Source organism: Agrobacterium tumefaciens (assembly GCA_025559845.1).
Taxonomy (GTDB): Bacteria; Pseudomonadota; Alphaproteobacteria; order Rhizobiales; family Rhizobiaceae; genus Agrobacterium.
The window spans coordinates 1026051-1048970 of the sequence record CP048469.1 but is presented as its reverse complement, the minus strand read 5'-3'; the positions used below and the strand labels follow the sequence as shown (position 1 = coordinate 1048970).

At 60.0% G+C, this 22920-nt stretch carries 23 protein-coding genes and 1 pseudogene; 14 read left to right on the top strand and 10 right to left on the bottom strand.

Translation table 11 applies throughout. The features are described from left to right. Nucleotides 1-36: 36 nt before the first annotated feature. A complete protein-coding gene (gene gatC / locus FY156_05205; protein ID UXS00932.1) occupies nt 37-324 on the bottom strand; it encodes an Asp-tRNA(Asn)/Glu-tRNA(Gln) amidotransferase subunit GatC in 288 nt (95 codons plus the stop codon). 127 nt (nt 325-451) lie between these two features. Beyond that, a complete protein-coding gene (locus tag FY156_05200) occupies nt 452-1156 on the bottom strand; it encodes a metal-dependent hydrolase (GenBank protein ID UXS00931.1) in 705 nt (234 codons plus the stop codon). A gap of 184 nt (nt 1157-1340) precedes the next feature. Between FY156_05200 and FY156_05195 the strand changes: the two genes are divergently transcribed. Both FY156_05195 and ruvX read left to right on the top strand, forming a co-directional pair. Then, nucleotides 1341-1643, top strand: coding sequence for an alkylphosphonate utilization protein (locus FY156_05195; GenBank protein ID UXS00930.1), 303 nt, complete (start codon nt 1341-1343; stop codon nt 1641-1643). A 10-nt stretch (nt 1644-1653) separates the two neighbouring features. Then, nucleotides 1654-2133, top strand: coding sequence for a Holliday junction resolvase RuvX (gene ruvX / locus FY156_05190; GenBank protein UXS00929.1), 480 nt, complete (start codon nt 1654-1656; stop codon nt 2131-2133). On the opposite strand, the gene FY156_05185 is transcribed toward ruvX, so the two are convergent. The 3 genes from FY156_05185 to FY156_05175 all read right to left on the bottom strand — a co-directional run bounded on the left by FY156_05185 (nt 2085) and on the right by FY156_05175 (nt 3441). Next, the gene (locus FY156_05185) at nt 2085-2402 is read right to left on the bottom strand and encodes a hypothetical protein (GenBank protein UXS00928.1); all 318 of its coding nucleotides are present in this window, start codon (nt 2400-2402) and stop codon (nt 2085-2087) included. The genes ruvX and FY156_05185 overlap by 49 nt on opposite strands. Beyond that, nucleotides 2399-2560, bottom strand: coding sequence for a hypothetical protein (locus tag FY156_05180; GenBank protein UXR99975.1), 162 nt, complete (start codon nt 2558-2560; stop codon nt 2399-2401). Before FY156_05180 ends, FY156_05185 begins: the two co-directional genes overlap by 4 nt. A gap of 230 nt (nt 2561-2790) precedes the next feature. After that, nucleotides 2791-3441, bottom strand: a complete 651-nt coding sequence (locus FY156_05175) for a TetR/AcrR family transcriptional regulator (protein ID UXS00927.1) — start codon at nt 3439-3441, stop codon at nt 2791-2793. Between the two features lie 194 nt (nt 3442-3635). Between FY156_05175 and FY156_05170 the strand changes: the two genes are divergently transcribed. Next, a complete protein-coding gene (locus tag FY156_05170) occupies nt 3636-4559 on the top strand; it encodes an ornithine cyclodeaminase family protein (protein UXS00926.1) in 924 nt (307 codons plus the stop codon). A gap of 24 nt (nt 4560-4583) precedes the next feature. Here the strand turns inward: FY156_05170 and FY156_05165 are convergent, their stop codons facing one another. The 3 genes and pseudogenes from FY156_05165 to FY156_05155 form a co-directional block, all read right to left on the bottom strand. After that, nucleotides 4584-5195 carry a GNAT family N-acetyltransferase gene (locus FY156_05165; protein ID UXS00925.1) on the bottom strand — a complete coding sequence of 204 codons (612 nt, stop codon included), beginning with the start codon at nt 5193-5195 and terminating at the stop codon, nt 4584-4586. Between the two features lie 137 nt (nt 5196-5332). Continuing rightward, complete coding sequence (locus FY156_05160; GenBank protein UXS00924.1) at nt 5333-6985, bottom strand: acyl-CoA dehydrogenase; 1653 nt, start codon at nt 6983-6985, stop codon at nt 5333-5335. A 119-nt stretch (nt 6986-7104) separates the two neighbouring features. Further along, nucleotides 7105-7686, bottom strand: a pseudogene (locus FY156_05155) (hypothetical protein). 293 nt (nt 7687-7979) lie between these two features. Here FY156_05155 and FY156_05150 point away from each other — a divergent pair. From FY156_05150 to rpmG, 10 genes are all read left to right on the top strand, one after another. Then, nucleotides 7980-8921 carry an aspartate carbamoyltransferase catalytic subunit gene (locus FY156_05150; protein UXS00923.1) on the top strand — a complete coding sequence of 314 codons (942 nt, stop codon included), beginning with the start codon at nt 7980-7982 and terminating at the stop codon, nt 8919-8921. Then, nucleotides 8918-10207: a dihydroorotase gene (locus FY156_05145; protein ID UXS00922.1), complete on the top strand. Its 1290-nt coding sequence runs from the start codon at nt 8918-8920 to the stop codon at nt 10205-10207. Before FY156_05150 ends, FY156_05145 begins: the two co-directional genes overlap by 4 nt. A 52-nt stretch (nt 10208-10259) precedes the next feature. Further along, nucleotides 10260-10877 (top strand): glycerol-3-phosphate 1-O-acyltransferase PlsY, encoded by a 618-nt coding sequence (gene plsY, locus FY156_05140; protein UXS00921.1) that lies wholly within the window; start codon nt 10260-10262, stop codon nt 10875-10877. A gap of 37 nt (nt 10878-10914) precedes the next feature. Then, on the top strand, nt 10915-12057 hold the full coding sequence (gene dprA / locus FY156_05135) for a DNA-protecting protein DprA (GenBank protein UXS00920.1): 1143 nt from the start codon (nt 10915-10917) through the stop codon (nt 12055-12057). A gap of 306 nt (nt 12058-12363) precedes the next feature. Then, nucleotides 12364-15042: a type I DNA topoisomerase gene (gene topA, locus FY156_05130; GenBank protein UXS00919.1), complete on the top strand. Its 2679-nt coding sequence runs from the start codon at nt 12364-12366 to the stop codon at nt 15040-15042. Next, complete coding sequence (rnr, locus tag FY156_05125; GenBank protein UXS00918.1) at nt 15039-17393, top strand: ribonuclease R; 2355 nt, start codon at nt 15039-15041, stop codon at nt 17391-17393. Before topA ends, rnr begins: the two co-directional genes overlap by 4 nt. A 36-nt stretch (nt 17394-17429) precedes the next feature. Then, nucleotides 17430-17873 (top strand): DUF983 domain-containing protein, encoded by a 444-nt coding sequence (locus tag FY156_05120; protein UXS00917.1) that lies wholly within the window; start codon nt 17430-17432, stop codon nt 17871-17873. A gap of 56 nt (nt 17874-17929) precedes the next feature. Next, nucleotides 17930-18556 carry an NUDIX domain-containing protein gene (locus FY156_05115; protein ID UXS03025.1) on the top strand — a complete coding sequence of 209 codons (627 nt, stop codon included), beginning with the start codon at nt 17930-17932 and terminating at the stop codon, nt 18554-18556. A gap of 8 nt (nt 18557-18564) precedes the next feature. Further along, nucleotides 18565-19737, top strand: a complete 1173-nt coding sequence (locus tag FY156_05110) for an MFS transporter (protein UXS00916.1) — start codon at nt 18565-18567, stop codon at nt 19735-19737. 88 nt (nt 19738-19825) lie between these two features. Next, complete coding sequence (gene rpmG / locus FY156_05105; protein ID UXS00915.1) at nt 19826-19993, top strand: 50S ribosomal protein L33; 168 nt, start codon at nt 19826-19828, stop codon at nt 19991-19993. Between the two features lie 701 nt (nt 19994-20694). Here the strand turns inward: rpmG and FY156_05100 are convergent. Both FY156_05100 and FY156_05095 read right to left on the bottom strand, forming a co-directional pair. After that, nucleotides 20695-22065, bottom strand: coding sequence for a PleD family two-component system response regulator (locus tag FY156_05100; GenBank protein UXS00914.1), 1371 nt, complete (start codon nt 22063-22065; stop codon nt 20695-20697). 17 nt (nt 22066-22082) lie between these two features. Beyond that, nucleotides 22083-22454 (bottom strand): response regulator, encoded by a 372-nt coding sequence (locus FY156_05095; GenBank protein ID UXS00913.1) that lies wholly within the window; start codon nt 22452-22454, stop codon nt 22083-22085. A 131-nt stretch (nt 22455-22585) separates the two neighbouring features. Between FY156_05095 and FY156_05090 the strand changes: the two genes are divergently transcribed. Then, complete coding sequence (locus FY156_05090; protein UXS00912.1) at nt 22586-22894, top strand: DUF3572 family protein; 309 nt, start codon at nt 22586-22588, stop codon at nt 22892-22894. The last annotated feature ends 26 nt before the right edge of the window (nt 22895-22920 follow it).

Genomic DNA, 22920 nt, shown 5'->3' with positions numbered 1-22920 from the left:
ATCTCGGAAAAATCGGGCGAAGGAACGGTGGTCGGTTTATTCGACCACTTTCGGAACCATGAAGAAGTTCCGGTCAGTCGCGGGCGCATTGGCAACGATATCGTCGGCCTTGTCGCCATCGGTCACAGCGTCGGCGCGTTTCTTCATTTCCACCGGGGTGACGGAGGTCATCGGCTCGACGCCGTCGACATTCACTTCCGAAAGCTGCTCCACGAAACCGAGAATACCATTCAACTGGCCGAGCATCTTCTCAGCTTCTTCTTCGTTGACGGCAATACGGGCAAGGCGCGCAACGCGCTTCACGGTGGCGAGATCGACGGACATGGTTCTACTCCGGTAGGAATTTTCCTACCCGCTATAATCAGCATGTCCGCCGTTCGCAACGGTAGAAAGCATGTCGGGTAAAACTCTGACGCGGTTTTACGGTGCCGACATGCTTAAAAACGCGATATCAGAAGGACAGGGTCTCGCCTGGCTTGGGAGTGTGAACGCGGGTCTGCTCGCCGTCCATACCATCCACGAACTTCTCCGGCGTCTGATCGATGATCGGGAACGAACCGTAGTGGCAGGGGATGGCATGCTCGAACTTGAAGAAGCGCTGGCAGGCCAGAGCAGCCACCGCGCCACCCATCGTGAAGCGGTCGCCGATCGGCACGAGGCCGATGTCTGGCGCATGCAGTTCATTGATAAGCTTCATGTCGGAGAAGATATCGGTGTCGCCCATGTGGTAGACCGTCGGGCCGTCTTCGAAGTGCAGCATCAGGCCGTTGGCATTGCCGAGCGAATGGGAAACGCCGTCTTCGGTGATCTGCGCCGAGGAATGAAGCGCGTTGGTGAAGGTCGCCGAAAATCCGTCGAAATGCACCGTACCGCCGGTGTTCCCCATTTCGAGCTTCGAAACACCCTTGGAGCCGAGCCATGCAGCCAGGTCGGCATTGGCGAGAACCGTTGCACCTGTTTCATTGGCAAGCTGGATCGTGTCACCCACGTGGTCGCCGTGACCGTGGGTCAGGAGAATGTGGGTGATACCGCCAGCGGCGCCCTTGGCGTCCAGCCCGGCAAAGGATGGATTTCCGGTGAAGAACGGGTCGACGAGGATTTTCGCCTTTGCCGTTTCAATGCGGAAGGCGGCGTGACCGAGCCAAGTGACTTTCATGGAAGTTCTCCTTTGTATTAACGGTATACTGTGACATAGGACGGGCCGGATAACCGGTTACCCCAGCAAGGCGTCGAGATTTTCAGTTTCACAACGCTTTGCAGATTTCTTGCTTTCGCATGCCGTTATCGCAAAACCGCCTGACGTATTTTTGCGCGACATGCTTTTGAATTGGATTGCGAACATGGCCGCAGATGATGACGAATATGTGTATGACGAAGCGAGCGGCGAATGGCGCCCGGCCTCTGAAATAGCAGCAGAAGCGGCAAAGGCAAACGCAGTCTATGACGCGGCGGGAAACCTCCTGGCCGATGGCGATTCTGTTACACTTATCAAGGATCTGAAGGTCAAGGGCGCAAACACGACGCTGAAGCAGGGAACGGTTATCAAGTCGATACGACTGACAGATAATCCCGAAGAGATCGATTGCAAGCACGATGCCGTCAAAGGGCTGGTGCTGCGCACCGAATTTGTTCGCAAGCGGTAAGAGAAAACGCATGGCAACGCTGACAATCGAAGAACTTGCGGGTTTTCTGCAGCCGGGACAGGCCATTGCCGGACTGGACCTTGGCACGAAAACCATCGGCCTTGCCATGTCCGACCTGTCGCGGCGCTTTGCCACGCCGCGCCCCGTGATCAAGCGGGTGAAATTCACGCAGGATGCCGAGGTGCTGCTGTCCTTTGCCGAAAAGGAAAAGGTCGCAGCCTTCGTGATCGGTCTGCCGATGAATATGGATGGCTCATCCGGTCCGCGCGTGCAGGCCACGCGCGCCTTCGTTCGGTCGATGAGCGACAAGACCGCCCTGCCCTTCATCTACTGGGACGAGCGGCTTTCGACGGTTGCAGCGGAACGGGCGCTTCTGGAAATGGACGTGTCACGCGCCAAGCGGGCCGAACGCATCGATTCGGCTGCGGCAAGCTTCATTCTTCAGGGTGCGCTGGACAGGCTTTCGGCGCTGGCGCGCTCCACAGACTGACGGCCCTGCCACCAGGCGATGATTTTCTTTCTTTTGCGGAAGGCGACGATTGCCAGCACGATCAGGCTGTCGACCGCAATGGCGCGTGCCACCATCGGCGGCAGGCTTTCCGGCGGCAATCCGAGAATGTTGCCGTAGACCTGGAAGACGAGATCATGCGTCTGGCGGGTCAGCATGTAGAAGCCGAAACTCATGTCGTAATAGGAAAGCCAGTACCAGCCCGCCAGAAGAGCGACGGGACCGGCCCAGAGGATAAGAAACCACTTCATGCCATCTGCTCCCGTACGAAAAACGTCTCGGGAATGCCAGCAAGCACCGCCCAGCGCGCGAACGCCATAAGGCATAGGTTCAGCGCTGGCACGTCGATATCCAACGGCAGCATGGCAAAAAACGTCATCATGACGCTCAAAGCTATCCAGCGGCTCACTTGCGGCTCCCTCTGCGCAGTCATTGCGCATGGTTAACGAATTATTAACACAGTGAACCGGCGGCCGCCGCCAGGCAAACAAAAGCTGCCAACATGGTTAACAAACGGGATGCGGATGTGGATAACCCCCGACGTCACCCGCAAGAGACATCTGTGCCACGCATAGAAAAACCGCTGCGAAAGACACAAGCGGCCAGATGGGGGAATATGTAGATCAGGCCTTGCGGCTATCAGCCGTAGACGCCACGCACCAGCCTCTTGACGGCGGTTGCGACCTTTTCCCAATCCTTGGTGGATTTGAGCGGGACGCCGGCGAACTGGCCGCTGGCGGCGGCGGAAATAACGAGATGCTGGATCGCCGCAAACAGCACGGCGTTGACGGCTGCGGTATCGACGCCTTTGGGCGCCTCCAGCGAACCGCGCATACGCTCCAGCCACTTCGCCAGAGACTTTGCACGCGCTTCGGAAAGCTGGCGCACCTGCGGCGAGTTTTCGGACACTTCCCAGGCGATGATCTTGCAGACGAGCGGGTCGGCGCGCAGCGCATCCATGAAATAAAGCGCCAGCTTCTCCATGAGGTCGCCATAGGTCAGCAGGAACATGCCACCGGTATCTTCAGGGATGCGATCCTTGACCCATGAGCCGAGGTCTTCACCGATTGCTTCGATCAGGCCTTCAAGACCCCGGAAATAGCGGTAGATGAGCTGCTTGTCGCAACCGGCCCGGCGCGCAATGGCATTGATGCCGAAATTCTGGAAGCCCTCTTCCGCCAGAATGGACTTGGCGGCATTGAAGATGGCCTTCTCGGTGGCGGCGCGATCCTTGATGCGCTTTTCCGGTTTTACGTCCGAAATCATCTCTGCGGCGGCGCTCGCAAGCATAGTGTCTACCCGTCCTTCCCGGAAGCTGAACCACCGGGTTAACAAAGCATGAAGGGAAGAACAACGCACGAGGCGCGGCAAGGCCAAGGTTCCTGTGGATGACGGCCAAACTGCGCACCAGCGCTTCTTTTTTGAGAGATGCTTGACCTAAACTGCACTTGAGCTTGCAGCATGTGGCGAGCGAAAGGACAGCCATGACGACGATATTGACGGATCAGGACCTGAGCGGCGGCGACATCATGCCGATCGCGATAGAAGCGGTTGAGGCCGCCATGCGGAAAAAAGCGCTTGGCGAACTGGTTGCCCCACCCAGACACCATGTCGCCTTTCCCGGCAAAGGCGATCTTGTCTTTACCGTCGGCGGCCTTGTCGGGGATGATGCGATCGCGGGTTTTCGCGTCTACGATACCTTTGCCGGCAACGAACATTCGCAGATCGTTGCCGTCTGGTCAGCCGACACAGCCCGGCTGGAAGGGCTCGTTCTGGGAGAAAAGCTCGGTGCGATCCGAACCGGTGCAATCGGTGGCGTCGCCATTCGCCACCTCAGCTCCGAAAATGCCAAAACGGTCGGCATCATCGGCAGCAGCCTTCAGGCGCGGACCCAACTTGCTCCGGCAGCGGCCGTGCGGCGCCTTTCACATGTGCGCGTCTTCAGCCGGGACAAAGCGAACAGACATGCATTCGCAACAGAAATGCAGCGTCAGCTGGATATCGACATCCAGCCTGCCGAGACGGTCGAGGATGCAGTCGCGGACGCCGATATCGTCATCTGCGCGACCAGCAGCAAGACACCCGTCATCCATGCGCGATCATTGAAACCCGGCGTCCATATCAACACGGTTGGGCCGAAGACTGTCAATGCACACGAACTGGGCAAAGACGTCGCCGCTGCTGCGAGCCTGATCGCGACAGATTCGCCCGACCAGATTCGCGCCTACGCATCACCGTTTTTTCTTGCCGGCACGCCGGACGAACAACGCATCAGGGATCTCGCAGAGATTGTTGCGGGACAGCAGACCGGCCGTCGGTCACCGGACGAGATAACGCTGTTCTGCTCGACCGGCCTTGCCGGTACGGATGTCGCGGTGGCTGCGGCCCTGTTGCGCAGAAAGGCGTAACGTGCTCGCAGGCCAATAGAAGCGCTATTCGAGCGCCATACCAAACCAGACGGTGCCAGGCGTTTCGTGGCTTTCGAGACGCTTGAAACCGCGGGTTTCCCAGAAGCGCATGCCGGTTTCGTTGCGCTCGCTGGCACCGAGATGGATGCCGCCGACGCCATTTTGTCTCGCCATGTCGAGCCAGCGGGACAAAAGCCGGGTGCCACCGCCCTTGCCTTGCGTGCGCGGCAGAAGGTTCATGTGGATGTGAGCGGCAAAAGGCTCGGTCAGCCAGGTCGGCGTGCGGCGCGGGTGATGAATGTAGTGGGCGCGGCGCTGATCGGCGTTCCAGCTTTCCGGATCGCCTTCAGGATCGGGATAAAGCGCGCGCAGGTGCGGCCACCACTCCTGTTCCAGCCGTTCTTCGTGCAGCGCCGTATCGAGCGCCCCGACGATATAACCGCAGACGCCCTCGTCATCCTCGGCGACAAAGACAGCGTCCGGCCACAGATGCAGATAGGGAACCGCGTAGATATGGCCGACCATGCGCCCGTCGCGGTAAAGCTGCGTCGCATCCTGGCCGGCATCACCGGTTGCCAGGCTGATGGCGTAAAGGGCGTCCTCGTCTTCGGGTCGTGCAGAGCGAAAGATCAGCATGGTGTTTCAAGCCCCATGACCGCGCCCATAAGCACGGCATGCGAAAGACAAATCGGACAGATGAATACGCCACCACTGCTGTTCAAATCCCACCCCTCCCACAGGATCGCGTGTGCCTGATCTTCCCAATCGCCACCTTATGTCGCTGGCGGATAGAGAAGATCGATAATGTATGTCGGATCGAAGCGCGAATCGAGCATGCCATAGGTGTGCCTCCAGCCGCCGGCCAGACGCGTTTCGAGGAATGCGTCGGCGATCTTGCCGGCACCGAGGCGGCAAAGCTCTGCGGCAGCCGCCGCAAGCGCAAACTGTTCGACCAGAAGACGGGCTGCACCCTCGTCGCGCTCAGCAAGCGCAATCGCCGCACGCAGAACATCCGTGGTCTTCTTGCCCGAAGGGCCGAGATCGCGCTCCAGCGTCTGGAAAACGAGATCGAAGAGATCCTTGCCGCGCTGAAGGACACGCAGCACATCCAGCGCCATGACGTTGCCGGAGCCTTCCCAGATGGCGTTGACGGGAGCTTCGCGGTAATGGCGGGCAATCGGGCGCTCTTCAACGTAACCGTTGCCGCCGAGGCATTCCATGGCCTCGTAGATCAGCGCCGGTGCGATCTTGCAGCACCAGTATTTGACGATCGGCGTCATGACGCGGGCATAAGCCGCTTCCGCAGGATTGTTGCGGGCTGCGTCGAAGGCCGTGGCCAGCCGGAACGAAAGGGCCGTTGCCGCCGCCGCATCAAGCGCCATGTCCGCAAGCACGCGGGTCATGATCGGTTGGCTGACCAGCATCTTGCCGAAGACAGAACGGCCACGGGCATAGTGCACGGCTTCGGCCAGCGAGGCGCGCATCATGCCGGCAGAGGCGAGCGCGCAATCGAGGCGCGTCAGCGTGACCATATCGAGAATGGTGCGAACACCGGCACCGGGATCACCCAGCAGATAGCCGAAGGCATCGGTGAACTCGACTTCGGCAGAGGCGTTGGAGCGATTGCCAAGCTTGTCCTTGAGGCGCTGGAAATGCAGGCCATTGGCGGAACCGTCTTCAAGGTAACGCGGCACGAGGAAGCAGCCCATGCCATCGCCCATCTGCGCCAGCATGACGAAACCGTCACTCATCGGCGCGGAGAGGAACCATTTGTGGCCGGACAGACGATAGATGCCCTCGCCCACCCGTTCCGCCGTCGTGCGGTTGGCGCGCACATCCGTGCCGCCCTGCTTTTCCGTCATGCCCATGCCGATGGTCACGGCGGTTTTCTGCAATGCCGGTTTCTGCGACGAATCGTATTTGCGCGACAGGATTTTCGGCGCCCACTCCTTCTGCACACGCGGCGAGGTCATGATTGCGGCAACGGATGCGCTGGTCATGGTCAACGGGCACAGGTGCCCGGCCTCAAGCTGCGAGGTCAGATAGAACTTGGTGGCGCGTGCCTTGTGTTCGTTGCCGCGCGTATCCGGCGAATTTTCCCAGGCGGCGGAATGCAGGCCAGACGACATGGAGCGGCGCATAAGCGCGTGCCAGGCCGGATGAAACTCCACCTGATCCAGCCGTTCGCCGCGCGGGCCGTGGGTGTTGAGTTTCGGCACGCCCTGGTTGGCCATGCGCGCCAGTTCCTGCGCCTCGTGCGAGGTAACGTAACGGCCAAGCTGGTCGAACTCATCCCGCACGTTTCGCGACAGCCCCGACGTCAGATCAACGATCAGCGGATCTGAGCGATAAGCATTGATGCCGGTCCAGAGGCTTGGCTGGTTCAATTCGGCGAGCGATTCATCGGTCCGGGAGTTCTGGGTCATCAAGTGCTTCTAGCTGCTTTTAATTTGAATTGCATAGTGGGTGATATTGCATAATTTTGCCCACAGGAAGCGATTGAACGGATTAAACGCCCGGTTTTGGCATTTTTCGGACGCTGTTCTCAGAGAATGCCGAACACGTTTCCGGCAAGTCCAAGTGACAGCACAAGCAAAAAGCACGATGCCGTGCCGCGAACCAGACGCGGTGACGACTGGCTGGCATGGCGAATGAGAAAGGCACCGGCGCAAAGCCAGGCCAACGCAGCAAATGCCACCAGCAGCGAAAACAGCAGAATATACGACCAGACCTCGGCAACCGGCGCCTGCGGCAACAGCACGAGGCCGACGATCAGCGCCTTTGGATTGAGGCATGTCGTGACGAATACGCGGCGAACCGAGATGGCCTCGCCAATCGGCGCGGACGGCGGCAGGCTCCAGAGCCGAACCGCCAGAAAGGCCACCCAGACCGCCGCGCAAAGCTTGATGGCAGAGGCAAGCCCGGCATGCGCCTCGAGAAAACGCGAGACGAGCAGAACAAGCGACAGGATGACGAGAAGATAACCGGCAATTTCGCCAAGCATCAGCGGCAGTGAGGCTTTAACGCCGCGACCGGCACCGGACAGCGCCAGAAGCGTGTTGGTCGGGCCTGGCGTCAACAAAAGCGCAAGAGCCGCCAAAGCAAAAACCGAATAGGAAGACATGGCATAATTCCGATGATCTGCGCGCAAAACCCTGATTGGCTGCGACTAACACTGGAGAGTGCCTTACGCCACAAAGACGCGCCTTGATACAAAGCAAGCGGGGAAACATCGCCATGTTTTCATTTCACAGGGTCGCGGACGCTTGCCCCTCGCCCAAGCAGTCTCTATAGAGCGCAGGACCGAATTCCGCGGCGCTCCACAGGCGTGTAGACAGCGAATGGGAGCGCACGGACCAGCATTCGGGCGTTCCGGGCATTTTCACGGGAAAATGCGACGCCCATCAGGAGGCAAACCGCATGGTCTTCTTCCCCCACCGCCATCTCCTCGGCATCAAGGGGCTTTCCCACCAGGACATCACCCTTCTTCTCGACAAAGCCGACGAGGCGGTGAAAATCAGCCGTCAGCGCGAGAAGAAAACCTCGACATTGCGTGGCCTGACGCAGATCAACCTGTTCTTCGAAGCTTCGACGCGCACACAGTCCTCTTTCGAGCTGGCTGGAAAACGCCTCGGTGCCGACGTGATGAACATGTCGGTCGGCAACTCCTCCGTCAAAAAGGGCGAGACGCTGATCGACACGGCCATGACGCTGAACGCCATGCGCCCCGACGTGCTGGTGGTGCGCCACTCATCCGCCGGTGCCGCAGCGCTTCTGGCGCAGAAGGTGGCCTGCTCGGTGGTGAATGCCGGTGACGGCCAGCATGAACATCCGACCCAGGCCCTGCTCGACGCGCTGACCATTCGCCGTGCCAAGGGCGAGCTGTCTGGCATCACGGTTGCGATCTGCGGCGACGTGCTGCATTCGCGCGTTGCCCGCTCCAACATCATTCTGCTGAACCAGATGGGAGCGCGGGTACGCGTCGTCGCGCCTGCGACGCTGCTTCCTTCCGGCATTCGCGACATGAGCGTGGAAGTTTACCACGACATGAAAGAAGGCCTGAAAGATGCCGACGTGGTGATGATGCTGCGCCTGCAGCGCGAGCGCATGTCCGGTTCCTTCGTGCCTTCGGTGCGCGAATACTTCCATTATTACGGCCTCGACGCGGAAAAGCTGAAAGCAGCCAAGGAAGACGCCCTCGTGATGCATCCCGGCCCGATGAACCGTGGCGTGGAAATCGCATCAGAAGTGGCCGACGGTCCGCAGAGCGTGATTGAAAGCCAGGTTGAAATGGGGGTTGCCGTTCGTATGGCGGTGATGGAAACCCTGCTTGTCTCGCAAAACCAGGGTGAGCGCGCATGAGTGCCGTTACTGTTCTGAACAATCTCCGCATCATCGACCCTTCCCGCAGTCTCGACGAAACCGGCAGCATCGTCATCGGCGCAGACGGAACGATCCTTGCCGCTGGCAAGGACGCCCGCAATCAGGGCGCACCAGAAGGTGCTACCGTGCGCGACTGCAAGGGTCTGCTTGCCGTTCCCGGCCTGGTCGATGCCCGCGTCTTCGTTGGCGAACCCGGTGCCGAACATCGTGAAACGATCGAATCCGCCTCACGCGCGGCAGCGGCCGGCGGTGTGACCAGCATGATCGTCATGCCGGATACCGATCCCGTCATCGACGAGATCGCGCTGGTGGAGTTCGTCAAGAAGACCGCACGCGACAAGGCGCTGGTCAACGTGCACCCGGCAGCCGCGCTGACCAAGGGTCTGAACGGCGAGGAAATGACCGAATTCGGCATGTTGAAGGAAGCGGGCGCCGTTGCCTTCACGAATGGCCGCAAGGGGCTCTACGATACGCTGGTGCTGCGCCGGGCCATGACCTACGCCCGTGAACTGGGTGCCGTCATCGCGCTCGAGACACGCGACAAATATATCGGCAACGGCGATATGAACGAGGGGCTTTTCGCAAGCTGGCTCGGCCTTCCCGGAATTCCGAAAGAAGCCGAAATCATTCCGCTGGAGCGCGACCTGCGGATCGCCGGACTGACGCGGGCGCTCTACCATGCCGCCAAGATTTCCGTGCCGGAATCGGCAGAGGCTATCAAGCTGGCAAGATCGCGTGGCGTACAGGCCACCTGCGGCATTTCCATCAACCACCTGACGCTCAACGAGAACGACATCGGTGAGTACCGCACCTTCTTCAAGCTTTCCCCACCGCTTCGCGCGGAAGACGACCGCAAGGCCATGGTGGAAGCGCTGAAGGACGGCACCATCGATATCATCGTCTCCTCGCACGATCCGCAGGACGTCGACACCAAGCGCCTGCCCTTCTCCGATGCGGCAAGCGGCGCGGTCGGACTGGAAACCATGCTGGCGGCAGCGCTTCGTCTGCACCACAGCGGCGAAGTCCCGCTGATGCGGCTGATCGATGCGCTCTCGACCCGTCCGGCCAAAATCTTCGGGCTCGATGCCGGCACGCTGCAGGCTGGCGCCAAGGCCGACATTACCTTGGTCGATCTCGACGAACCGTGGCTGGTCGCCAAGGAACAGCTCGTTTCGAAATCGAAGAACACGCCGTTCGAGGACGCCCGTTTCAGTGGCCGTGCTGTTGCCACCTATGTAGCCGGCAAGCAGGTTCATGCATTGTAAGACATGTGGGCATAACCACGGTGCGGAACGCACGATGACTGGGGACATTTGAATGACTGCATTGACTGTCTGGGAGACGGCGCCCTCCCTTCTCGCACTGTCCGCGCTGGTGGGTTACCTGCTCGGCTCGATCCCGTTCGGCCTGATCCTGACCCGCATGGCGGGTCTGGGAGACGTGCGCAAGATCGGTTCGGGCAATATCGGCGCAACCAATGTGCTGCGTACCGGCAACAAGAAACTTGCTGCCGCGACATTGCTGCTCGACGCGCTGAAGGGTACGGCGGCGGTCTTGGTTGCCAACGCGCTCTGGGGTTACGAGGCATCGCTGATTGCCGGCTTCTTTGCCTTTCTCGGCCACCTGTTTCCGGTCTGGCTGGGCTTCAAGGGCGGCAAGGGTGTGGCGACCTATATCGGTGTGCTGCTGGGTGCCGCACCGCTGATGATGCTGGGCTTTGCCGTGGTCTGGCTGGTGACGGCATTCGTCACACGCTATTCCTCGCTTTCCGCACTGGTTGCGATGCTTGTCATTCCGGTTGCATTGTGGATACTCGGCCCGGAAAAGACCGCGCTGCTCGTGACGGTGCTGAGTGTGATTTCCTGGTGGAAACATCGCGAAAACATCAAGCGCCTGATGGCAGGCACGGAAAGCAAGATCGGCCAGAAGGGCTAAGACGACAGGTCTTACGCCCTCTTTCGGGGGGCGTTTGATGCCGCATGACGGGACGAAACGGCAAGGCATGGCGCTTTCCGAACGGCAAAAGATCGCCTGGCTGCGGCTGATCCGCAGCGACAATATCGGTCCCGTTACCTTTCGCGAACTCATCAATCACTATGGCAGTGCCGAAAAAGCGCTGGATGCCCTGCCGGAATTGTCCCGGCGAGGCGGCGCGGCACGCAATGTCCGTATCGCCACGCAGGCGGAAGCCGAGCAGGAAATCGAGGCGGCAGAGCGCTTCGGCGCCCGCTTCGTCGGCATCGGCGAGCCGGATTATCCGCCCGCCCTGCGGCATGTGGATGGCGCCCCGCCGCTGATTGCCATGAAGGGATCGGGTGCGGCCGCGATACGCCCCTCCATCGGTATCGTCGGCTCCCGCAACGCCTCGATCAACGGCGCGAAATTCGCCGCCATGCTGGCGCATGAATGCGGGCGCGCCGGTTATACCATCGCATCCGGTCTGGCGCGTGGCATCGATGCCGCCGCACACCGCGCCAGTCTTGCGACCGGCACTGTGGCCATGCTGGCAGGCGGGCTCGATCGCCCCTATCCGCAGGAAAATTTTGGCCTGTTGCAGCAGATCTATGATCAGGGTGGCGCGACCATCAGTGAAATGCCCTTCGGCTGGGAGCCGCGCGCCCGGGATTTTCCCCGCCGCAACCGGCTGATTGCCGGTGTCTCGCTTGGTGTCGTCATCGTCGAGGCCGCCGAACGCTCCGGCTCCCTGATTACTGCCCGGCTTGCCGGCGAAGCGGGCCGTCTGGTCTTTGCCGTGCCAGGCTCGCCGCTCGACCCGCGCTGCCAGGGTACGAACCGGCTGATCAAGGAGGGCGCAATGCTGACAACAGGCGCCGCCGACATTCTGGAGGCGCTGCGGCCGCTTGTCGAACCCGGCCTGCCGCTTGGCCGCAAGGTCGAGGAACCGTCCCGCGACGCGGATATGTCGCCGCCCGCAGACAATCAGCGCGAGATGATTGCCGCAGCCATTGGCCCCTCGCCGGTCGAAAGCGATGATGTCATCAGGCATACGGGTCTTTCCGCAGCGACGGTGCATATGGTGCTGCTGGAACTGGATATTGCCGGGCGACTGAACCGCCACGCCGGCGGCCAGGTTTCCCTTATCATGGCCGAGTGATTGCCGACGTCGTTGATATCTGCGGATTGCGCCATCGCCACGCGACACCATATATGTGTCAGCCAGCCACCACGAAGACAGGATCTCGGGTGTCGTCACAGGCATCATGCAACCGGGGATCGATGACCCGAAGTTGCGAATCCGGCAAAAATAACCCATCGGCTGCATTCGTGCCGATATGAGAAAATCGCCCTTGCCTCTTGACCAGCGCGCATTACCTGTCCATGTCGAAATATAAGGAAGCCTTGCTGCAGTACGCCAATGCACCGGGCACACACTAACGGACCCGTTCCCAGAGAAAAAAATATGAATGTCGTCGTCGTAGAATCTCCGGCCAAAGCCAAGACTATCAACAAGTATCTTGGTTCGGGCTACAAGGTTCTTGCATCCTTTGGCCATGTTCGCGACCTTCCTGCCAAGGACGGCTCGGTGCTGCCCGACCAGGACTTTGAAATGTCCTGGGAGGTCGACCCTGCCTCGCAGAAGCGCATGAAGGACATTGCCGACGCGGTCAAATCCTCCGACGGACTGTTTCTGGCAACCGACCCTGATCGCGAAGGCGAAGCGATTTCCTGGCACGTTCTCGATCTTCTGAAAAAGAAGAAGGTGATCGGCGACAAGCCCGTCAAGCGCGTGGTGTTCAACGCCATCACCAAGAAGGCGGTGCTGGATGCGATGGCCAACCCGCGCGACATCGACGTGCCGCTGGTGGACGCCTATCTGGCACGCCGCGCACTCGACTATCTCGTCGGCTTCAATCTTTCGCCGGTGCTGTGGCGCAAGCTGCCGGGCGCACGCTCGGCTGGACGTGTGCAGTCGGTGGCGCTGCGTCTCGTCTGCGATCGCGAGTCCGAAATCGAGCGTTTCGTCTCGGAAGAATACTGGAACCTTTCCGCCCTGCTCAAGACACCGCGCGGTGACGAATTCGAAGCCAAGCTGGTTTCTGCCGACGGCAAACGCCTGCAGGGCAAGTCCATCAAGACGGGCGATGATGCCAACCGCCTGAAGGCGCTGCTCGATGGTGCGACCTATCTGGTCGACACGGTCGAGGCGAAGCCCGTCAAGCGCAATCCCGGCCCGCCCTTCACCACTTCGACGCTGCAGCAGGCCGCGTCGTCGCGCATGAGCTTTTCGGCCTCGCGCACCATGCAGGTGGCGCAGAAGCTTTATGAAGGTATCGACATCGGCGGCGAGACTGTCGGTCTGATCACCTATATGCGTACCGACGGTGTGCAGATGGCGCCGGAAGCGATCGATGCGGCGCGCAGCGCCATCGGTGAGCAGTTCGGCAGCCGTTACGTGCCAGAAAAGGCCCGCTTCTATTCCACCAAGGCCAAGAACGCCCAGGAAGCGCACGAGGCGATCCGTCCGACCGATTTCAACCGTACCCCGGATCAGGTGAAGCGTTTCCTCGATCCCGATCAGTTCCGTCTCTACGATCTGATCTGGAAGCGTGGCATCGCCAGCCAGATGGCATCGGCAGAAATCGAGCGCACCACGGTTGAAATTCTGGCTGACAACAAGGGCGACCAGGCCGGTTTGCGTGCGGTTGGTTCGGTAATCCGTTTCGACGGTTTCATCGCTGCCTATACCGACCAGAAGGAAGATGGCGAACAGAGCGACGACGGTGACGACGAAGGCCGTCTGCCGGAGATCAATGCACGCGAGAACCTCGCCAAGCAGAAGATCAACGCCAGCCAGCACTTCACCGAACCGCCACCGCGCTATTCGGAAGCATCGCTCATCAAGAAAATGGAAGAGCTCGGCATCGGCCGTCCTTCCACCTATGCGGCGACACTGAAGACGCTGAGCGACCGCGAATACATCATCGTCGACAAGCGCAAGCTGATCCCGCATTCGCGTGGACGTCTGGTGACGGCATTCCTGGAAAGCTTCTTTACGAAATACGTCGAATACGACTTCACCGCTGCTCTGGAGGAAAAGCTCGACCGCATTTCCGCCGGTGAACTGGACTGGAAGCAGGTTCTTCGCGATTTCTGGACGGACTTCTTCGCGCAGATCGAAGACACCAAGGAACTGCGTGTCACCAACGTTCTCGACGCGCTGAACGAGGTTCTGGCACCGCTGGTATTCCCCAAGCGCGAAGACGGTTCCGACCCGCGCATCTGCCAGGTTTGCGGCACCGGCAACCTGTCGCTGAAGCTCGGCAAGTATGGCGCCTTCGTCGGCTGCTCGAACTATCCGGAATGCAACTTCACCCGCCAGCTCAACTCTGACGGTGCGGAAGCGGAAGCTGCAGCGCTGAACGAGCCGAAGGCATTGGGCGCAGACCCGATGACCGGCGAGGAACTGACGCTGCGTTCCGGTCGCTTCGGACCTTACATCCAGCGTGGCGACGGTAAGGATGCCAAGCGCGCATCGCTGCCCAAGGGCTGGAAGCCGGAAGAGATCGACCACGAAAAGGCTCTGGCGCTGATCAACCTGCCGCGCGATATCGGTCAGCATCCGGAAACCGGCAAGATGATTTCCGCCGGAATCGGCCGCTACGGCCCGTTCCTGCTGCATGACGGCGGTTACGCCAACCTGGAGAGCGTCGAGGACGTGTTCTCGATCGGTCTCAACCGTGCGGTTACGGTGATTGCCGAGAAGAAGGCTGCACCGGGCCGTGGCCGATCCTCCACGCCTGCCGCGCTGAAAACGCTTGGCGATCACCCCGATGGTGGCGCGATTACCGTGCGTGACGGGCGTTTCGGTCCCTACGTCAACTGGGGCAAGGTCAACGCCACCATTCCGAAGGCTCAGGCGCCTGACAGCGTGACGCTGGAGGAAGCGCTGGTGCTGATTGCCGAGCGCATCGCCAAGACCGGCACCGGCAAGCCTGTGAAGGCCAAGAAGACGACGGCAAAGTCTGCGGATGGTGACACGACAGCCAAGCCGAAGGCGACCAAAGCAAAAACGGCCACCAAGGCCAAATCCGCTGCCAAGCCAAAGGCCGCAGCAAAATCGAAGAAGGCAGAATCGTGAGCAAAGCGCCGCGTCAGGGACAGGGTTCGGCTAAGGACGGTTTCGGACGCACTGCGCGATCCAAGCGCGTCAACGAAGGTGAAGGCATCATCCACGGTGAGGTGCCTTCCCGCGAAGTGCTGCTGAAATTCATTGCCGACCATCCGCAACAGGCTTCCAAGCGTGAAATCGCCAAGGCTTTCGGGCTGAAGGGTGAGAACCGCGTGCTGCTGAAAGGCGTGCTGAAGGAGCTGGAAGGCGACGGCATGGTGCAGAAGAGCCGCAAGTCGCTGGTGCGGCCGGGCGGCCTGCCACCCGTCACGGTTCTCGATATCACCACCCGCGACAAGGACGGCGAATTGATCGGTCGGCCAGCGGAGTGGCCGGATGATCTGGGCGCAGCCCCTGCGGTTCTGATCCGCCAGTCGTCGCAGGATCGCGGCAAGAAAGCGCCGACCGCCGGTCTCAACGACCGGGTTCTGGCAAAGATCTTTCCAGCCAAGGAACGCGGTGGCCCGGCCTATACGGCGCGTGTCGTCAAGATTCTCGACCGCAGACAGGGTGCGCTTCTCGGCGTATTCAAGCTGTCGCCTGGCGGCGGTGGTCGCCTGATGCCTATCGACCGGCGCGGCGAGGAAATGGTCATCGACCCCGATGGCGTGGGCGAGGCCAAGGACGGCGATCTGATCGAGGTCGAAACCTCACGCAACAGCGGGCGTTACGGCCTGACGCGGGCAAAGGTTCTGTCTGTCGTCGGTTCGGTAGCATCCGAAAAGGCGATCTCGATGATCGCAATCCATGCGCATGGTATTCCGCACATCTTCCCGCAGAACGTTCTGGCCGAGGCTGACGATGCCAAGCCGGCGACGATGTCACACCGCGAAGACTGGCGTGACCTGCCGCTGATCACCATCGACCCTGCCGATGCCAAGGACCATGACGACGCGGTTTATGCCGAGCCCGATCCTTCGCCCGACAACCCTGATGGCGTGATCGTGACGGTGGCGATTGCCGATGTCTCCTGGTACGTGCGCCCAGGTGCGCCGCTGGACCGTGAAGCGCTGAAGCGCGGCAATTCAGTTTATTTCCCGGATCGCGTCGTGCCGATGCTTCCCGAACGCATTTCCAACGACCTCTGCTCGCTGAAGGAAGGTGTCGATCGCCCTGCCCTTGCCGTGCGGATGATCTTTTCGAAGGAAGGCCGCAAAGCGGGCCACACATTCCATCGCATCATGATGAAGAGTGCTGCCAAGCTGTCCTACCAGCAGGCGCAGGCCGCAATCGACGGCAAGCCGGACGACAAGACCGGACCAATGCTGGAGCCGATCCTCAAGCCGCTGTGGCACGCTTATGAGGTGATGAAGCGCGGGCGTGATCGTCGCCAGCCGCTCGAACTCGACATGCCGGAACGCAAGATCCTGCTTCGCCCCGACGGTACCGTGGACAAGGTCGTCATTCCGGAACGCCTCGATGCGCACAAGCTGATCGAGGAAATGATGATCCAGGCAAACGTCGCCGCCGCCGAGACGCTGGAAAAGAAAAAGCAGCGCCTTGTCTACCGCGTGCACGATGCGCCGACGCTTTCCAAGCAGGAGACACTGCGCGAATTCCTGGGCACCATCGGTATTTCCATGGCCAAGGGTGCGGCGATGCGCGCCAACTCCTTTAATGGCATTCTGGCACGTGCGCTGGATACGCCGCATCAGATCATGGTCAACGAGATGGTGCTGCGCGCCCAGAGCCAGGCGATCTACAGCCCTGAGAACATCGGGCACTTCGGCCTGAACCTGATGAAATACGCGCACTTCACCTCGCCGATCCGCCGTTATGCCGACCTGATCGTGCATCGCGCGCTGGTCGGTTCCCTCGGCCTTGGCGAAGGTGGCATCACCCCGCAGGAAGAAGCGACGCTCGACGATATCGCAGCGGAAATCTCGACCTTCGAGCGCCGCGCCATGGCAGCCGAGCGCGATACCATCAACCGCCTGATTGCCCATCACCTGTCCGAGCGTGTCGGCGAGGAATTCGAGGGTCGCATCGGCGGTGTCACCAAGGCGGGACTTTTTGTCGCGCTGCCTCAGTTTGGTGCCGATGGTTTCATACCTATATCAACGCTCGGAACCGATTATTTCATTTACGACGAGGCGCATCAGGCCTTGACGGGTGAAAAGACCGGTCTCGGCTATCAGCTTGGCGACAGCGTGCAGGTACGTCTTGCCGAAGCGGTACCGTTGGCGGGCGCCCTGCGTTTCGATATGCTGAGCGAGGGAAGGAAGATGCCGGTCGCCACACGGTCGTTTCATAAAGCGGGGCGGCGGACATCGCGCGTGGCGGCAAAGCCCGGAACGCGCCCGCCAAGACGGCGGCGATAAAACGGCGGCAGGAACCGCCACGGGAAGGAAACGAGCATGGGTAATGAACACAGCTCCGACATTCTGACGTTCGGCGACAAAGGTGTGGAGCGGCCGCTTGGCCGTTCGATCATGCGGGGCATGTTGAACCGCTGCCCGGCCTGTGGCTCGGGACGCCTGTTCCGTGCCTGGCTGAAGCCCGTGGACAATTGTGCGGCCTGCGGCGAGGAAATGCACCACCACCGTTCCGACGATCTGCCGCCCTATATTTCCATCGTCATCATCGGCCACATCGCCGTTGGCGGTTTCATGATGACCGACCTCGTCATGCAGGTTCCGATGTGGGTTCACTTCGCCATCTGGGTGCCGATCACCATTCTCGCGGCACTTCTGACACTGCAGCCGATCAAGGGCGGTGTCGTTGGCCTGCAATGGGCGCTTCGAATGCATGGTTTCGACAGCCGGCCGGCAAAACCCGTCATTGACGGCTCCTCGCATTAGGCTGTCGCGTGACGCCACTGAATTCCACCACAGACCCGGGCCGAACGACGGCAGTGCTGCGTCCACGCGACGCCGCTGCCCTTCTCCTGTTCGACCGCTCCAGCCGCGGACTGCGCGTGCTGATGGGCAAACGCAGCGCGGCACATGTCTTCATGCCCAGCACCTATGTCTTTCCGGGCGGCAAGCGTGACCGACAGGACCATGCCCTTCCCTATTGCGGCGATCTGCACCCGAGTGTGCTGGAGCAGCTTTCCGCATCCGTGCCGCGCCGTCTAAGCGTTGCCGGTGCGCGCGCTCTGGCGCTGGCTGCCGTGCGCGAACTGGCTGAGGAAACCGGTATCCGGCTTGGCAAGGAAAACGCCGGCCCGGATCTGTCGCCACTGCGTTTCGTGGCACGTGCAATCACGCCACCGGGATTGTCGCGCCGCTACGACACGCGATTCTTTTGCGGTTTTACCGATGAAATCGACGTGGATATCGATGCGATCAGCGATTCGGACGAGCTTCACGACGTGCGATGGGTTGACACGGCGGAGCTTTCCGGTCTGAACATGCCGACGATCACACGCACGGTTCTCGAAGATGTCACAAAACTTATGATAGGTGATCCCTCACTGCCCTTTGAAAGCCCCGTGCGGTTCTACTTCACGCGCCACGGCCGGTTCATTCGAGACTTTGTATAAAGGCCGTTATGTCACAGACGAAATGCGAAGAAGACGCCATTCACTGGCCTTCCCTGATCGCCGCCATTGCTTCCATCAGCGCGGTCGGTGTGGCCATCGGTCTCGGCCTGCCACTGTTGTCCATCATTCTGGAAAAGCGCGGCATCTCCTCGACGATGATTGGCGTCAACACGGCCATGGCCGGTGTGGCGGCTATGATGGCGGCACCTGTGGCATCGAAAATCGCCCACGACTTCGGCGTCGCACGCACCATGCTGGTGGCGGTGGTGATTTCGGCGCTTAGTGCCCTCGGTTTCTATTTCGCTGATGCGTTCTGGATGTGGTTTCCGCTGCGACTCGTTTTCCACGGCGCGACCACGACGCTGTTCATCCTGTCCGAATACTGGATCAACATGGCCGCACCGCCGAAAAAGCGCGGCATGGTGCTCGGCATTTACGCCACCGGGCTTGCGGTGGGGTTTGCGGTTGGGCCGCTGCTGTTTTCGGCTGTCGGCAGCGAGGGTATTCTTCCCTTCCTCGTTGGTGCCGCGATCATTCTTCTGGCGGCTATTCCGATCTACATGGCGCGAGGCGAAAGCCCGGAGCTGGATGAACGGCCAAACCATCATTTCGCACGCTATATCTGGCTCGTGCCGATGGCCTCTGCCGCTGCCTTCGTGTTCGGCTCGGTGCAGGCGGGCGGTCTCTCGCTCTTTCCGATCTATGCGACGCGTGAAGGCTTCAACGAATCGCAGGCGGCGCTGCTGCTGACGGTGATGGGCATCGGCAACATGGTCTTCCAGATCCCGATCGGCCTGATGTCCGACAGGATGAAGGATCGCCGCACGCTGCTTGGCCTGATGGCGCTTGCCGGCGTCGGCGGCACGCTGGCGCTGCCATTGATGGTGGACAGCTGGTTGCTGGTGGCCGGTCTGCTGCTGTTCTGGGGCGGCCTGGTGTCCGGCATGTATACGGTTGGCCTGACGCATCTGGGCTCGCGCCTGACGGGTGCTGACCTGGTGGCAGCCAATGCCGCTTTCATCTTCTGCTACGCGCTGGGAACGATCTGCGGGCCGCAGGCGGTGGGTGCTGCAATGGACATTGCCGGCACCGATGGTTTTGCCTGGGCGCTTGCCATGTTTTTCGGTCTTTACGTCGTGCTTTATGTCGTCCGTTTTGTTTTCCGGGCAAAACAGACTTGACTTTTCGGGCGCGATACGTAGTTTCGCGCCAGATTTAGCCGAGGTGAAAGCGCCTGCGGCTTCTCTTTTGTTTAAAGGCAGGACGACCATGGCGAAAGCTACAACAATCAAGATCAAGCTGCTGTCGACAGCCGACACCGGTACCTTCTACGTCACCACCAAGAACAGCCGTACGTTCACGGACAAGATGACGAAGACGAAGTACGACCCGGTTGTACGCAAGCACGTAGAATTCAAGGAAACCAAGATCAAGTAATTCTTGATCGGGCATTCCGACAAAAGCGCGCCCTCCGGGCGCGTTTTTTGTTTGTGGCCACGCGAACGCCTCTCCCGCCGCAGATAGAGCCACAAAGCCCCGACAGGTCATCTGCCTGCGCGAACCTGATCACCTGCCTCGAGAATCAGTGCAGCGCCGAACCAAACCGCGACGTTTGCGCAGAGCGCACGCGAAAGCGCCTGGGGACAAAAGCAGCCGGTGAAGATGGGGTGGATGTCAGTGGGGAAATAGGGGGTCGGCCAACGATGTGATTACGGCACGAGGAACCGATTCGAACATCGCCGGCCGACCGACCCCACGATTCAGGAGATGCGGCGGACCTGGCATCATGGGGTATTCTAAGCTACGCAATACGACCCCTGATGAGCGATACTCTGCAGCGTCTTCGCCGCAATCATCACTTCATCCGCGGCAAAAAAGCCGCCTTAAAGATCCTTTTTCGTTGGCTTAGATTTTCGCAGAACCTAAAGAAAAATCAACAAATTCTTAAGCGAAGCCCATTTCCGTCGAAAGATATGGTTAAATATACCAGTATGATACACAATACTGCGCGATGAGATTGAATTTATTTTAAAATTCAACTTACGCTATAGTCGCACAAAAGCTTGCGGTACCGGGCTTTTCCGCCTGTAGAACGCAGGACACAAAGCAACCCGGCTCAAAATATGGTGATCGGCTGGTTAAGCCGCAGCGGCAACGACCCGGTTGCGGCCTGAATTCTTCGCTTCATACAAAGCCTTGTCAGCCTGCTTGAGAAGCTGATCCGGCAAAACAACCGAGGGGCTGTTGGTGGCGATGCCGAGCGATGCAGTGATCCTCAGCTCACGGTCGATTGAGCGGACATAGAAGGGCTCACCTTCGACGATCTCGCGCAGACGTTCGGCGACGCCGATGGCATGTTCCATCGACGTATCCGGCATGACCACAACAAATTCCTCCCCGCCATAACGGCAGGCAAGGTCGGCGCCACGGACAGCCGAGCGGATGCGGGCTGCGAACTCACGCAGCACCTCATCGCCAACGTCGTGGCCATAGGTGTCGTTGACCGTCTTGAAGCGGTCGATATCGGTGATGCAGATCGAAATCGGCCGGCCACGCGCTGCCGCGCGGTCAAAGAGGATCTTGAGATGATTGTCCAGGTAACGGCGGTTGTTGAGGCCGGTCAGCCCATCGACAACGGCAAGCTCCATCGTGTGCTGCAGGTTGCGGCGCAGATGGTCGTTGAAGCGCTTGCGCTTGATCTGCGTGAGCGTGCGGGCGACCAGCTCATTGGGATCGATCGGACGCAGGATGTAGTCGTTGACGCCAAGATCGAGCCCACGCGCCACCATATCGTCAGCGCCCTGCTCCGCCACCAGGAGAAGCGGCAGGAAGCGGGTGCGCTCCAGTGAGCGCAATTGCGAGCACAGGCGAAGCGGGTCGTAGTCGTCGAAGTTCGCGTTGACGATCACCAGTTCGAAAGGGTTCTCCGCTGCCGTGAACAGGGCGGCTTGCGGATCGCTCATGACCTCGACCTCGGCAACCGGCTTCAGAGCTCTGATGATGCGCTCCTGCGAGCTTGCACGGCCATCGACGAGCAGAACACGACCTGGCGTCTGCATCGTGCTGTCGCCGCGCAGCAGGTCTTCCATACCGATCTGCCGTGCTGTTTCGGCGCGCATGCGCAGTTCGTCGCTGACGGACTTGAGACGCACCAGGCTTTTGACACGGGCAATAAGCTGGAGGTCGTTGACAGGCTTGGTCAGGAAATCGTCGGCGCCGGCTTTCAGGCCACGCACGCGGTCGGAAGGCTGATCGAGCGCCGTAACCATGACAACCGGAATGTGTGCCGTGTTCGGGTTGGCCTTCAACCGCTCGCAGACTTCAAAGCCATCCATGCCCGGCATCATGATGTCGAGAAGGATGATATCGACCTGCTCGCTGTCGCAGATGGCCAGCGCCTTGAAGCCGTCTTCGGCTGTGACAACGTCGAAATACTCCGCCAGAAGCCGCGCCTGAAGCAGCTTGACGTTTGCGGGTATGTCATCAACGACAAGAACTCTCGCTGTCATGGTTTTCCCCAGCCGCCTTACGCGTCACCAAGATAGGTCTTGATGATCTCGATGAATTTCGGGACGGAAATCGGTTTCGAGACATAGGCCTCGCAACCGCCCTGACGAATACGCTCCTCGTCCCCTTTCATCGCAAAGGCGGTAACCGCGATGACAGGGATAACGTGCAGCTCATCGTCTTCCTTGAGCCATTTCGTGACCTCCAGACCTGATACCTCAGGAAGCTGAATGTCCATCAGAATGAGATCTGGACGGTGTTTGCGGGCGAGGTCGAGCGCTTCCATGCCGTTGCGCGTCTGAATCGTCGTGTAACCCGATGCCTCGATCAGATCGCGAAAGAGCTTCATATTCAGCTCGTTGTCTTCGACTATCATGACCTGTTTGGGCATGGCGAACAGTCCCCGCTCCGCTTTGAAACCTTCATCAAGACATATAAGTTGCCTCAGAGCCGATTCCATCGTCCAATTGTCGCGCTAGGCTAAAGCGATTTGGTTTCAAAATAGGTAACTTCGGAAGAGAAATGCTGCGACACACCAAAAACAAAGATAACATCGAAAAAGATCCGCAAGAAACGGCGGCCGCCATACTTGGCTGGCTGGCAAACGAACCGGACATGCTCTCGCGGTTTCTGGCATTGAGCGGATTGCAGGCCAATATGCTTCGCGAGGCGTCGAACGACCCAGGCTTTCTGGCGGGGCTGACCGACTTCCTGATGAGCCACGAACCTGATCTGATGGCGTTCTGCGCAGCCACGGAAACAACACCCGAGACGGTTGCTGCGGCATGGCACCACTTTTCAGGCCCCGGTCTCGATTCCGGTGTGTATTGACGGCGCAGCGCTTGAGCGCAGATCGC

Excerpts from the sequence above, each read along its gene's own strand:
- gatC (UXS00932.1), bottom strand. The coding sequence starts at position 324 with ATGTCCGTCGATCTCGCCACCGTGAAGCGCGTTGCGCGCCTTGCCCGT.
- FY156_05200 (UXS00931.1), bottom strand. The coding sequence starts at position 1,156 with ATGAAAGTCACTTGGCTCGGTCACGCCGCCTTCCGCATTGAAACGGCA.
- FY156_05195 (UXS00930.1), top strand. The coding sequence starts at position 1,341 with ATGGCCGCAGATGATGACGAATATGTGTATGACGAAGCGAGCGGCGAA.
- ruvX (UXS00929.1), top strand. The coding sequence starts at position 1,654 with ATGGCAACGCTGACAATCGAAGAACTTGCGGGTTTTCTGCAGCCGGGA.
- FY156_05185 (UXS00928.1), bottom strand. The coding sequence starts at position 2,402 with ATGAAGTGGTTTCTTATCCTCTGGGCCGGTCCCGTCGCTCTTCTGGCG.
- FY156_05175 (UXS00927.1), bottom strand. The coding sequence starts at position 3,441 with ATGCTTGCGAGCGCCGCCGCAGAGATGATTTCGGACGTAAAACCGGAA.
- FY156_05170 (UXS00926.1), top strand. The coding sequence starts at position 3,636 with ATGACGACGATATTGACGGATCAGGACCTGAGCGGCGGCGACATCATG.
- FY156_05165 (UXS00925.1), bottom strand. The coding sequence starts at position 5,195 with ATGCTGATCTTTCGCTCTGCACGACCCGAAGACGAGGACGCCCTTTAC.
- FY156_05160 (UXS00924.1), bottom strand. The coding sequence starts at position 6,985 with ATGACCCAGAACTCCCGGACCGATGAATCGCTCGCCGAATTGAACCAG.
- FY156_05150 (UXS00923.1), top strand. The coding sequence starts at position 7,980 with ATGGTCTTCTTCCCCCACCGCCATCTCCTCGGCATCAAGGGGCTTTCC.
- FY156_05145 (UXS00922.1), top strand. The coding sequence starts at position 8,918 with ATGAGTGCCGTTACTGTTCTGAACAATCTCCGCATCATCGACCCTTCC.
- plsY (UXS00921.1), top strand. The coding sequence starts at position 10,260 with ATGACTGCATTGACTGTCTGGGAGACGGCGCCCTCCCTTCTCGCACTG.
- dprA (UXS00920.1), top strand. The coding sequence starts at position 10,915 with ATGCCGCATGACGGGACGAAACGGCAAGGCATGGCGCTTTCCGAACGG.
- topA (UXS00919.1), top strand. The coding sequence starts at position 12,364 with ATGAATGTCGTCGTCGTAGAATCTCCGGCCAAAGCCAAGACTATCAAC.
- FY156_05120 (UXS00917.1), top strand. The coding sequence starts at position 17,430 with ATGGGTAATGAACACAGCTCCGACATTCTGACGTTCGGCGACAAAGGT.
- FY156_05110 (UXS00916.1), top strand. The coding sequence starts at position 18,565 with ATGTCACAGACGAAATGCGAAGAAGACGCCATTCACTGGCCTTCCCTG.
- rpmG (UXS00915.1), top strand. The coding sequence starts at position 19,826 with ATGGCGAAAGCTACAACAATCAAGATCAAGCTGCTGTCGACAGCCGAC.
- FY156_05100 (UXS00914.1), bottom strand. The coding sequence starts at position 22,065 with ATGACAGCGAGAGTTCTTGTCGTTGATGACATACCCGCAAACGTCAAG.
- FY156_05095 (UXS00913.1), bottom strand. The coding sequence starts at position 22,454 with ATGCCCAAACAGGTCATGATAGTCGAAGACAACGAGCTGAATATGAAG.
- FY156_05090 (UXS00912.1), top strand. The coding sequence starts at position 22,586 with ATGCTGCGACACACCAAAAACAAAGATAACATCGAAAAAGATCCGCAA.